This is a genomic window from Mesorhizobium sp. B2-8-3, assembly GCF_006440815.1.
Lineage (GTDB): Bacteria > Pseudomonadota > Alphaproteobacteria > Rhizobiales > Rhizobiaceae > Mesorhizobium.
On sequence record NZ_VFTW01000037.1, the window covers coordinates 31,023 to 42,529 of the forward strand.

Annotated in this window: 9 protein-coding genes and 1 riboswitch; of the genes, 7 read left to right on the forward strand and 2 right to left on the reverse strand. The window is 64.7% G+C overall.

The window, feature by feature from the left end; all coding sequences use genetic code 11:
- Positions 1–90 precede the first annotated feature (90 nt).
- A riboswitch (TPP riboswitch) is annotated at positions 91–196 on the forward strand.
- 42 nt (positions 197–238) lie between these two features.
- The 4 genes from thiB (at position 239) to FJ418_RS30085 (ending at position 5,517) form a co-directional block, all read left to right on the forward strand.
- Positions 239–1,249 (forward strand): thiamine ABC transporter substrate binding subunit, encoded by a 1,011-nt coding sequence (gene thiB, locus FJ418_RS30070; RefSeq protein WP_140871843.1) that lies wholly within the window; start codon positions 239–241, stop codon positions 1,247–1,249.
- 240 nt (positions 1,250–1,489) lie between these two features.
- Complete coding sequence (gene thiP / locus FJ418_RS30075) at positions 1,490–3,112, forward strand: thiamine/thiamine pyrophosphate ABC transporter permease (protein WP_140871845.1); 1,623 nt, start codon at positions 1,490–1,492, stop codon at positions 3,110–3,112.
- Positions 3,109–3,897: a thiamine ABC transporter ATP-binding protein gene (thiQ, locus tag FJ418_RS30080; protein ID WP_140654971.1), complete on the forward strand. Its 789-nt coding sequence runs from the start codon at positions 3,109–3,111 to the stop codon at positions 3,895–3,897. Before thiP ends, thiQ begins: the two co-directional genes overlap by 4 nt.
- A 153-nt stretch (positions 3,898–4,050) precedes the next feature.
- Positions 4,051–5,517 carry a M48 family metalloprotease gene (locus FJ418_RS30085; RefSeq protein ID WP_140654974.1) on the forward strand — a complete coding sequence of 489 codons (1,467 nt, stop codon included), beginning with the start codon at positions 4,051–4,053 and terminating at the stop codon, positions 5,515–5,517.
- Positions 5,518–5,590: 73 nt separating this feature from the next.
- Here FJ418_RS30085 and FJ418_RS30090 read toward each other — a convergent pair whose 3' ends face one another.
- Both FJ418_RS30090 and FJ418_RS30095 read right to left on the reverse strand, forming a co-directional pair.
- Positions 5,591–7,582 (reverse strand): caspase family protein, encoded by a 1,992-nt coding sequence (locus FJ418_RS30090; protein ID WP_140871847.1) that lies wholly within the window; start codon positions 7,580–7,582, stop codon positions 5,591–5,593.
- A 170-nt stretch (positions 7,583–7,752) separates the two neighbouring features.
- A complete protein-coding gene (locus tag FJ418_RS30095; protein WP_140645832.1) occupies positions 7,753–8,616 on the reverse strand; it encodes an RNA polymerase factor sigma-32 in 864 nt (287 codons plus the stop codon).
- Positions 8,617–8,921: 305 nt separating this feature from the next.
- On the opposite strand from FJ418_RS30095, the gene FJ418_RS30100 reads away from it, so the two are divergent.
- From FJ418_RS30100 to FJ418_RS30110, 3 genes are all read left to right on the forward strand, one after another.
- A complete protein-coding gene (locus FJ418_RS30100; protein ID WP_140645831.1) occupies positions 8,922–9,695 on the forward strand; it encodes an amino acid ABC transporter substrate-binding protein in 774 nt (257 codons plus the stop codon).
- A 162-nt stretch (positions 9,696–9,857) separates the two neighbouring features.
- Positions 9,858–10,538: an ABC transporter permease subunit gene (locus FJ418_RS30105; RefSeq protein WP_140645830.1), complete on the forward strand. Its 681-nt coding sequence runs from the start codon at positions 9,858–9,860 to the stop codon at positions 10,536–10,538.
- Entirely contained in the window at positions 10,535–11,305 is a 771-nt protein-coding gene (locus FJ418_RS30110; RefSeq protein WP_140871849.1) for an amino acid ABC transporter ATP-binding protein, read from the forward strand. The genes FJ418_RS30105 and FJ418_RS30110 overlap by 4 nt, the downstream gene beginning before the upstream one ends.
- Positions 11,306–11,507: the final 202 nt, after the last annotated feature.

Sequence of the window (11,507 nt, forward strand, 5' to 3'; positions counted from 1 at the left end):
CCCGCGCTTCGGTTGCGCGCCTGCTGTCCGAACATCAGCCGCCCGGCAAACTTCCGCTTGCGCGCCGCTTCGGCGGGGCCTATCTGTCGAAACGCTCTAACGGGGTGCCGGACGTGATCCGGCTGAGAGGCGATCAAGCCAACCCGCTGAACCTGATCCGGTTTGTACCGGCGGAGGGATTAGACGTTTCGGACCATCCGGCGCCTCAATCCTTGTCACTCGAACGAAGGAGGCGCCGATGCGCGCAATGCTGTCCAATCTCATTCTCGCAACCGGTCTTGTCTCGCTTCTGGCGAGCGTCGCGCCTGCAGAGGCAAAGGACAAGCTCACCGTCTATACCTATGAGAGCTTCACCGCCGACTGGGGGCCCGGCCCGGCCGTCAAGAAGGAGTTCGAGGCCGAATGCGGCTGCGATCTCGAATTCGTCTCGGTCGCGGACGGCGTCGCCCTGCTCAACCGCGTCAAGCTGGAACGCGCCGGCACCAAGGCCGACATCGTGCTCGGCCTCGACACCAACCTGACGGCGGATGCCAAGGCGAGCGGCCTGTTCGCGCCGCATGGCGAAGTCTCCGGCATCAACGTGCCCGGCGGCTGGAGCGACGACACTTTTGTCCCCTTCGATTATGGCTATTTCGCCGTCGTCTATGACACACAAAAACTGAAGACACCGCCCAAGAGCCTGAAGGACCTGGTGGAGGGCGCCGGCACGGACAAGATCGTCATACAGGATCCGCGCACCTCGACGCCCGGCCTAGGCCTGCTCTTGTGGGTGAAGTCGGTCTATGGCGACAAGGCGCCGGAGGCGTGGGCAAAGCTCAAGACCAAGGTGCTGACGGTGACGCCTGGCTGGAGCGAGGCCTATGGCCTGTTCACCAAGGGCGAGGCGCCGATGGTGCTCTCCTACACCACCTCGCCGGCCTATCACATGGTGGCCGAGAACACCGAGCGCTACCAGGCGGCCTCTTTCGAGGAAGGCGAGTACCTGCAGATCGAGGTTGCCGGCATCACCACGACGGGCGCCAAGAACCCGCTGGCGCAAAAGTTCATCGCCTTCATGACCGGACCGAAATTCCAGGACGTGATTCCGGAGACCAACTGGATGTTCCCGGCCGGCAAGACCGACAAGCCACTCAACCCGGCCTTCGACAAATTGGTCAAGCCGACCAAGACCTTGCTGTTCAGCCCCGAGGAAGTGGCTGCCAACCGCAAGGCCTGGGTGGATGAGTGGCTGGCGATGATGAGCAAGTAGGACGTCTCGGTTATTATCCTTCCGCGATGATCGCTCTACGGCGCCCCCCTCTGTCCTGCCGGATATCTCCCCCTCTAGGGGGGAGATTGGCTGTCACGCCGGCCTTCGCCAATCTCGGGCGTTGCAGGATCGAGCGCGGCGTCGAAGTTGCTAATTTCCCCCCTAGAGGGGGAGATATCCGGCAGGACAGAGGGGGGCGCGAAGGAACGCGGCGTTTGCTGAATTCCACCAAGGTGCGACGTGCAAGCCGCCGCGCACCCTGACTCCCGCATCCCCGCCGGCGTCATCGCCCTTGCCGCCATCGGCTTCCTCATTGGCGGCGCTTTCGCCGGCCTCGTCCTCGAAGGCGCGCAGGATCTCTCCGGCGCTGCCGCGGCCTTCGACAGTTATCTCTTGCGCGTCGCCCGCTTCACACTGTGGCAGGCGGCTCTGTCGACGCTGCTGTCGATCGCGCCGGCGCTGCTGGTTGCGCGCGCTTTGTCGAGACATCCGATCTTTCCCGGGCGTCGCCTGATCCTGCAGTTGTTCACCGTGCCGCTGGCATTGCCGGCGATCGTCGCCGCGCTCGGCATATTGGCGCTCTATGGACGGGCGGGGTATCTTGCCGGCGTCTTCGCCGAACTTGGCGGTGGGGATTGGCCGGGAATCTACGGCCTCTCCGGCATCCTTGTCGCGCATGTCTTCTTCAACCTGCCCCTGGCCACGCGCCTCTTCCTCGAGGCGCTGGGCACCGTTCCCGCCGACCAGTGGCGGCTGGCGAGTCAGCTCGGCATGGGCGCCCGGCCCGCTTTCCGGCTGGTCGAATGGCCGGTGCTGCGCGCGGCCCTGCCGGGGATCGCCGGGCTGGTCTTCATGCTCTGCATAACCTCCTTCACCATCGTGCTGACGCTGGGCGGCGGTCCGGCCGCGACGACGCTGGAGGTCGCCATCTACCAGGCGCTGCGCTTCGATTTCGATCCCGCGCGCGCCGTGGTGCTGACGCTGCTGCAGATCGCGCTCACCTTCGTCGTGGTCGTCGCGCTCACGCGGCTCGGCGCCAACACGGTCGGCGATGCCAATCTGCCGGTGGCGCCACGCCGCTACCTTTCGGCGGGACGGACCGAAAGCGTGCTGAACGCCGGCCTCATCGCGCTGGCCCTGCTGTTCGTCGCCGGGCCGATGGCGGCGACCGTGCTTTCAGGACTTCAGGCCGACCTAGGCCGATTGGCGGGTGAAGCGGCGGTGCGTCGCGCGACGCTCACCAGCGCGGGCCTCGCCCTGCTTGCGGCACTGCTCAGCGTGACGTTGTCGCTGGCGCTGATCGCGGCGCGGCGCGCGCTGGCCCTGCGGCGCCGGGCAGGCGGCGCCATGGGCCTGCTCGAACATGCCGCCGACACCGGCGCCGGCTTCGTGCTGGTCGTGCCGCCAATCGTGCTTGGCGCCGGCTGGTTCCTGGCGCTGCGCCACGTCACCGATGTCTTCGCCGTCGCGCCGGCCATGGTCGTCGCCGTCAACGCGGTGATGGCGATGCCCTTCGCCATCCGCGCCATTCGCCCGGCCTATGACGCGGCGAGCGAGCGCCACGAGCGGCTTTGCCTGGCGCTCGGCATATCCGGCTGGACCCGGCTCAGCCTGATCGACTGGCCGTCGCTCAGGCGGCCCCTGGCCACCGGCTTCGCCTTCGCCATGGCGCTGTCGCTCGGCGATCTTGGCGTGATCGCGCTGTTCGGCAGCGATTCCGTGCAGACCTTGCCCTATCTGCTTTTGGCGCGCATGGGCAGCTACCGGACAGCCGACGCCGCGGGGCTTGCCTTGCTGCTCGGCCTCGTCTGCCTGATGCTGGTGGTCGCCGCCGACTGGCTGGGGCGGGAAGGAAAGTCATGACGACGAGCATCGATGGCGCCGCCGCGCAAAAGGGCCTCACCGTCGCGCTGGAGGGCGTCTCGTTCAGCTATGGCGAATCCTCCTTCAGTTTCGACGCCGAATTCGCGGCCGGCAGGATCACCGCCATCATGGGGCCGAGCGGCTCCGGCAAGTCGACGCTGCTCAATCTGATAGCCGGCTTCGAAACGCCCGATGCGGGCAAGGTGCTGATCGGCGGCGCCGATCTCGGCAACACGCCGCCTTCGGCGCGGCCGGTGTCAATGGTGTTCCAGGAAAACAATTTGTTCGCGCATCTTTCGGTCGAAGCCAATGTCGGGCTCGGCCGCTCGCCGTCGCTCAAACTCGGCGATGCCGATCGCGCCGACGTCACCGAGGCGCTGGCGCGGGTCGGTCTTGCGGGCAAGGAAAGGCGGTTGCCGCGCGAGCTTTCCGGCGGCGAGCGGCAACGCGTGGCGCTGGCGCGGGTGCTGTTGCGCGACCGGCCAGTCTTGCTGCTCGACGAACCTTTCGCGTCGCTCGGCCCGGCGCTGCGCGACGACATGCTCGACCTTATGGCCGGCATCCATGCCGAGCGCGAAATGACGGTGCTGTTCGTCACGCATCAGCCGGAAGATGCGCGCCGCATCGGCCAGGACGTGGCTTTTCTCGACGAAGGCACGATCGCGGCAACCGGGCCGGCGGATGATTTCTTCGATCGGTCTGGACCGGACGCCTTCCGGCGCTATATCGGCGATCGAGCCGGCACCGTTGCCGGATCACAACATATTGCCTGGAAGCGGACATAATTTACGGCCAAACCGGCAACGGGCGATCCGGCGTTTGCTTGCCTTGTCCGGGGGAGTGTGGCTAGGTCCGGCCATGCTGGTCCGGCTGGGCAGCGATTTGCCGAAAGAGTTCGAAAGGAAGCCGATCTGTCGACCGGCGCTGAGAAGGTTTGGATGAGGCCGCTGGCACGATTTCTCGCGCTGGCGAGCGTTGCCGTACTGGCCAGCTGCCAGATGTTCACGCCGCCGGACGTGCAGGAAAGCGGCTTCCAGCCTTCCGACAAGCCGATCACCGTCGACAATGTCGTCGCCAACGCCAAGCTCGCCGAAATGGCGAAGGCGCAGCATCCGCGGATTCTCGCCACCTATGGCGGCGAATATTCCGACCCCAGGCTCGAACGCATGGTGGCCAAGGTCGTCGGCAATCTGACGGTGGTGTCGGCAAACCCTACCCAAACCTATCGCATCACCATCCTCAACTCACCCAACGTCAACGCCTTCGCGCTGCCGGGCGGCTATCTCTATGTGACGCGCGGCTTGCTGGCGCTGGCCAACGATTCGTCCGAGCTTGCCGCCGTCATCGCGCATGAGATGGGCCACGTCACCGCGAATCACGGCCTGCAGCGGCAGCAACTCGAAGCCGAGGAAGGCCTGGCGACCAAGGTGGTTTCCGATGTGCTCGGCGACAGCCCGACCGCCAAGGCGGCGCTTATTCGCGGCAAGCTCAGGCTTGCGCAATTCTCGCGCAACCAGGAACTGCAGGCCGACGCCATCGGCATCAAGTCGATCGGCGAGGCGGGCTATGATCCCTATGCGGCGGGTCGCTTCCTGCAGTCGATGTCGGCCTATACGGATTTCCGCTCGGTCAGCGGCGCCACCGACGCCAGCCTCGACTTCCTGGCGACGCACCCCAACACGCCGCAGCGTATCGAGCTGGCGCAGCGCCTTGCGCGCAATTTCGGCCCGCCCGGCGTCGGCACGCGCGACCGCGACGCATTTCTGGCCGGCATAGACGGCCTGCTTTACGGCGACACGCCGGAAGAAGGCTATGTGCGCGGCCAGACCTTCATGCACCCCAATCTCGGTGTCTCCTTCACCGTGCCGGACGGTTTCGTCATCGACAATTCGGCGGCCGCCGTCACCGCGACCGGGCCTGGCGACATCGCCATCCGCTTCGACGGCGTGGCGATCGACAAGTCGGTATCGCTCACCGATTACATCCGCAGCGGCTGGGTGGCGGGGTTGGAAGACGCCAGCGTGCGCCAGGAGACGATCAACGGCAACGATGCGGCGACGGCGCATGCCAGCGCGCAAGGCTGGCAGTTCGACATCGCAGTGATCCGCGCCGGCGGCCAAGTCTACAGGCTGCTGACGGCCGCGCCCTCGGCCAGCACTTCGCTGGACCCGGTGGCGCGCTCGGTCAGCGGCTCCTTCCGCGTGCTGAGTCCGGCCGAGAAGGCGGCGCTGAAGCCGCTGCATATCAGGGTCGTCACCGTCCAGGCCGGCCAGACCATGGGCTCGCTCGCCGCGCAGATGGTCGGTGTCGACCGCAAGCTCGACCTGTTCCGCGTGCTCAACGCCATGTCGCCGGGCGCGACAGTGTCGTCGGGCGACAAGGTCAAGATCGTCACCGACAGGTAGGGACTTGCGAATTCGCACCAACCAGGCGCCGTCGGCTATTTGAACAATCGCCCGGGCCGGGAGCCGTTGTCCTTCACAAGCCGTCACTACCGGTGTCGCCGCCGTCACCTTCGCCGTCGCCGGTATTGCCACCGCCGGTGCCGGCAGCGTGGCTACCGCCACCAGTCCAGGATGTCCTCCCGGTTCCCGTTGGCATCGGCTTGACCTTTGGTGCCCCCGGAATTGTCGGTGTGACGGTCTTCGGTTTCGACACGGGCACGCGCACCACTTTTATCTTCGTGATGACCTTCGGGGCCTTGCACGCCATGACCACGGGGGTTGTGCGCGCGGGGTGCGCGGAAAGACCGAGAATGCCCATCGAATAGACGTCTTGCCGCGCCATGCCGGCTTTGAGGAAAGCCAGGGCGCGGGCCGGGTCGGCGGGCACGCCGTTGCGGCCTTCCTTGAAGATCACGGCAAGCTCCTTCATGGCGTCGACATGCCCCATCGCCGCTGCCTGGAGCAGCAGGTCGAGGCCCTTGCCGGTGTCGCGCTCGACGCCGAGGCCATTGAACAAAGCGCGTCCCCAGGCGGCCAGGGCGTAGGGGTCTCCGTTGTCCGACGCCTTCGAATAGAGGTCGTTCGCCTTCGATGCATCGACAGCCGCCCCTGTTCCGGACGAGGCGATGGAGCCGAGCGCGAACAGGGCGCGGATATGTCCCTTGTCCGCGGCTTCCTGGATCGCCTGCCTGGCCTCGTCGATCCTGCCCGCCGCCAGCAGCGCCCGCCCCAGTTCGTAACGGAAGCGCGCAATGTCGGGGTAGGACTTCACCGCCGCCTCGCAGGTCTCGAGAGCCCCGCCGCCGATCTCGTTCGGCAACCGTCCCGGGACGACGCCCTGCAGGTCGAGCGGCTCGCCGGCGGCCTGGTCGCAAGGGTCGACGCCCGGCGATAGTTTCATCGTCGCCCGCTTCGCGGCGTTGCCCACACGGATCTCGAAGCCGACTTCGACGGGAGCGGCCGAGCCGATCTGCGGCTCATAGCGTAGACTGTCGACCTCGGCGGCCATCAGGCTCGATTGCGGCGACAGGACGCGACCGGGCAAGGACAGCGTTCCGGTCGCCGGGTAGCTCGCAAGCTTGAGGCTGATCGAGGCATCCTTGGCCGGAAGATCCAGTTTCAGCGGAACCGGGCCGACGCCGACCGGGACGCGGATATCGCGACTTCCAATCGCCTCGGCGACATCGGCAACCTGGATTCCGCGCTCCGCCACCTGCTCGTTCTGCTGCGTGTCGGGCGGCAGCGGCGCTGGTTGCTCCGCCCCGCGCATCAGCACGACATCGTCGATCAGCGAGGAGTTCTCCCACGGAACCTGCTTGCCGTTGGTGGCCTTGACCACGTCGCGGCGCACGGCCGCCATGACTGAGCGTATCTCCTGGTCCGGCGCCAGCGCGCGGCGGGAGAAGGACGACGAGAACGGGCTGAGATCGCCGGAGCCGTCATAGGCGACCGCCCCCGGCTCGGTTGCATAGGCAATCAGCGTGTTCTGCGAACCTGTCACCTGCGCAAGTCCGCTGTCGCCGGCGACGATCAACTGGTCGCGCAGCCAATAGTCCTTGCGCGGGAAGGGATTGTTGCGGCAGGCGTCGAGGATGATCATCTGGATCTTCGATCTCGAGCGCAGTTGCCGCAATATGTCGTCGACCTTGATCGCCTGGACCTCCATGTCGGCCGCATCTTTCAGCGACGCATCGACCGGAATCAGGAAATTCTCGCCGCCGATCTGAAAGCCGTGTCCCGAATAGTAGACGACCGCGAGATCGGCGCCGTCGGCCGCCGCCAGATAGTTGCGGAACCGCTCTTCGAACTGAAGCCTGGTCAGGTCCTTGGCGGCGAACACCTCGAAGCCGGCCAGCCGGAACGTATTGGAGACGTCGTCCGCGTCCTTGTCGGGATTCTTGAGCGCCGGGATTTCGCGATATTCGGAATTGCCGATGACAAGCGCAACCCTTCGATCGGCGTGCGCTTCGAATGTCGAGAGGCCCACGAGGAACAGGGCTGCAAGGAGCGCGCAGCATCGCAGCATGGCAGATCCCCCATATGTTATGATCTGGAGGCGTCAAAAAAGCCGATTGCGGCGCAGCGGTCTGTTAAAGAGCTCACAATCAATATGCGTTACCGAGGAGAAATCGCCTCGACGGCGAATATATTCTTATTTAATAAATTTCTTATCTTTGATTTTTAATTACATTAATTTCAGGCCGCTTCCGCCAAAAATTCCGGATTCTGCTTCACAAGAGCCAGCTTCAGCTTTTCCATGGCGCGGGCCTCGATCTGGCGGACGCGTTCCTTGGAGATGCCGAGCTGTTCGCCGAGCGCTTCCAGCGTGGCGCCGTCGTCGCTCAGCCTGCGCTCCTCGATGATGCGAAGCTCGCGGGCGTTGAGCGCGCCGAGCGCGCTCTTCAGCCAGACAGCCCGGCGCTGGATGTCGATCCGGTCGCCGACGATCTCGTCGGGGAGCGGGTCTTCGGAGACCAGGAAATCCATCCGCTCGGCGGCGCCGTTCTCATCGGCCAAAGGCGCGTTGAGCGAGCTGTCGGGCGAGGACAGGCGTGAATCCATCATCGCCACGTCGGCTTCCGGAACGCCGAGCGCGGCCGAGACCTCGCGATAGAGCGTGGCATTGGAGAGCGGCTCGGCGCCGTTGGCGAGGCGGGCGCGCAGACGCCGCAGGTTGAAGAACAGCGCCTTCTGCGCCGAACTGGTGCCGCCGCGCACGATCGACCAGTTGCGCAGGATGTAATCCTGCATGGAAGCGCGGATCCACCAGGTAGCATAGGTCGAGAAGCGCACTTCGCGCGCGGGCTCGAAACGGGCGGCAGCCTCGAGCAGGCCGACATGGCCCTCCTGGATAAGGTCGCCGAGCGGCAGGCCGTAATGGCGGAATTTCGAGGCCATCGAGATGACCAGGCGCATATGGGCGACGGTGATCCTGTGCAACGCGTGCTGGTCGTTCTCTTCCTTCCAGCGCAAGGCGAGGACATGCTCCTCGTCGCGCTCGAGATAAGGAGCCTTCATTGCCGCCCGGACCAGCGTCCGTCCTGCCGCGTCCTCGATCATGCCGGCTCCTTTTGGTGGTGAGTGGGCTTACAGCGGTTGAAAAGATGCCGCCGCGCCCTACAACAGCCATGCAACGTGTCAGGCGCATCGATGGTTCCGCCGTCCGAGGGGGCAAATATTGCCAGCGGGAACGTTTTGTTATCGGCCCGAAAAAGTCGCTTGGCGGTTATCAGGCAATTTTGAGAAACAGATTTCTGGAAGAGGCGATTTTTGAAATCTGGTTCCTTATTTCGCGGCCTTCTATCTGTCAGTTTCCGGCTCTCACAATCGCGCCGGGGCACCGGTCAAAACGGGATCACAGAAAAATGAAATGGCTCAAATCGCTCCTTGTCGCCGGAACGTTGCAGGTTCTGGCGGTCACGGCCGGGCATGCCGGCGCCAATCTCGACCAGATCAAGCAGGCGGGCGTCATCAAGGTCGGCACCGAAGGCACCTACGCGCCCTTCACCTACCATGACGAATCCAACGCCCTGGTCGGCTTCGATGTCGAGATCGCCAAGGCCATCGCCGACAAGCTCGGCGTCAAGGTCGAGTTCCTCGAAGGCAAGTGGGACGGGCTGATCGCCGGCCTCGACGCCAACCGCTACGACGCCGTCATCAACGAGGTCGGCATCACCGATGCGCGCAAGGCCAAGTACGACTTCTCCGATCCCTACATCGCCTCGAAGGCGGTGCTGATCGTGCGCGGCGACAACACCGATATCAAGACCTTCGCCGACCTCAAGGGCAAGAAGTCGGCGCAGTCGCTGACCTCCAACTTCGGCAAGCTCGCCGAGTCCAATGGCGCCGAGCTCGTCGGCACCGACGGCTTCGACCAGTCGATCCAGCTTCTGCTCACCGGCCGCGCCGACGCCACCATCAACGACAGCCTGTCCTTCCTCGACTTCAAGAAGCACAAGCCGGACGCCAATGTGAAGATCGCCGCGCAGGAAGAGAATGCCGACTATTCCGGCGTTATCGTGCGCAAGGGCGATCCGGAGCTGGTCGCGGCCATCAACAAGGCGCTGGCCGACATCAAGGCCGACGGCACCTACCAGAAGATCGCCGACAAATATTTCGGCCAGGACGTTTCGAAGTAAGGCAATCTCCTCTTGTTCGGAAACCGGCGGGCCGTCAAAGACGGCCCGTTATTCTTTGCACGATATTCATGCGCCGCCGTCTTTGACGGCCCGCCGGCTTTTGCATGATAGTCAATCCATACGGGGGAACGCGCCGCCGTATCTGGAAGGGAGAAGCGCTCCGTGCCGCACTGGCTGCAATTGATGCTGGAATCGTTGCCGACGCTGTTGTGGGCGGCGCTGATTTTCACCGTGCCGCTGACGCTCCTGTCCTTCGCGCTCGGGCTCATCGCCGGACTGGCGACGGCGCTGATCCGGCTGTTCGGTCCAAAGCCGTTGGTTGCGCTGGTTCGCTTCTATGTCTGGATCTTTCGCGGCACGCCGCTGCTCGTTCAGTTGTTCCTGATCTTCTACGGCCTGCCATCGGTCGGCATCCTGCTCGATGCCTTTCCCGCCGCGCTTATCGGCTTCACGCTCAACATTGGCGCCTATACGTCGGAGATCATCCGCGCCGTCATCGGCTCGGTGCCGAAAGGCCAATGGGAGGCATCCTACTCGATCGGCATGACCTGGAGCCAGGCGATGCGGCGCACGATCCTGCCGCAAGCCGGCCGCGTCGCGGTGCCGCCGCTTTCCAACACCTTCATCTCGCTGGTCAAGGATACCTCGCTGGCGGCGGCGATCACCGTGCCCGAGATGTTCCAGGCCGCGCAGCGCATCGTCGCCACCACCTATGAGCCGCTGATCCTCTATGTCGAGGCGGCGGCGCTCTATCTCGCATTGAGCTCGGTGCTGTCGGCGCTGCAGGCGCGGCTGGAGGTGCGGCTCAACCGCTATGGCGGGTTCCTGGAGGCCAACGCATGATCGGCCTCAGCAACATCGAAAAGCGCTTCGCCGACAATCTGGTGCTGAAAGGCGTCACCGTCAGCCTGGACGAGGGCAGCGTGACGGCGCTGGTCGGCCCTTCGGGCGGCGGCAAAAGCACGCTCTTGCGCTGCATCAACCTGTTGGAGATCCCGACGTCGGGCGCTTTGCGCATCGGCGAGGAGAGGCTGGAATTCCATTCGGGCATCAAGGTGCCGGCCAAGGACATCCAGCGCATTCGCCTGCAGACCGGCATGGTGTTCCAGAATTTCCAGCTCTTCCCGCATCGCACCGCGATCGAGAATGTCATGGAAGGGCTGGTGACGGTGCTGAAATGGCCGGAGCCAAGGGCGCGCGAGCGGGCCATGGCGCTGCTCGAAAAGGTCGGCATGGCGCACAAGGCCGATGCCTGGCCGGCGACGCTGTCGGGTGGTCAGCAGCAGCGTGTGGCGATCGCCCGGGCGCTGGCGCCGTCGCCGCGCGTGCTGCTTTGCGACGAGCCGACCTCGGCGCTCGATCCGGAACTGGCGCAGGAAGTGGTCGACGTGCTTGGGCAGCTTGCCCGCGAAGGCACAACCATGGTGATGGCGACGCACGATCTGAGGCTCGCCTCCAAGATCGCGCAGGAGGTCGTCTTTCTCGATGCCGGCTCGATCGTCGAGAAAGGCCCGGCCTCGGTCGTGTTCGACAATCCGGAGCGTGAGCGGACCAAGCGCTTCATCGCCTCGCTGCGGCAGGAAGAAGCGCAGAAGGAGTCTGGCGGCTGAGCATCACGCCCTTGTTGGGGGGCGGATCGAAGGTCCGGGTAAAGAGCGGGGCTGCCGCTTCTTCAAGGCTTGTTTTCATGCATGTCGTTATCGCAAAACCGCTGCACACTTTTGCGCGACATGCATTAGGGCTTGTTGAGATTCATCGTGAGTTTATGACGGCGGCAGCGAGATGGATGATGGCACTGAAACTCTGGTCGGT

Bases quoted from the DNA above. Each gene is read 5' to 3' on its own strand.
- thiB (WP_140871843.1), top strand. From the start codon at position 239: ATGCGCGCAATGCTGTCCAATCTCATTCTCGCAACCGGTCTTGTCTCG.
- thiQ (WP_140654971.1), top strand. From the start codon at position 3,109: ATGACGACGAGCATCGATGGCGCCGCCGCGCAAAAGGGCCTCACCGTC.
- FJ418_RS30085 (WP_140654974.1), top strand. From the start codon at position 4,051: ATGAGGCCGCTGGCACGATTTCTCGCGCTGGCGAGCGTTGCCGTACTG.
- FJ418_RS30090 (WP_140871847.1), bottom strand. From the start codon at position 7,582: ATGCTGCGATGCTGCGCGCTCCTTGCAGCCCTGTTCCTCGTGGGCCTC.
- FJ418_RS30095 (WP_140645832.1), bottom strand. From the start codon at position 8,616: ATGATCGAGGACGCGGCAGGACGGACGCTGGTCCGGGCGGCAATGAAG.
- FJ418_RS30100 (WP_140645831.1), top strand. From the start codon at position 8,922: ATGAAATGGCTCAAATCGCTCCTTGTCGCCGGAACGTTGCAGGTTCTG.
- FJ418_RS30110 (WP_140871849.1), top strand. From the start codon at position 10,535: ATGATCGGCCTCAGCAACATCGAAAAGCGCTTCGCCGACAATCTGGTG.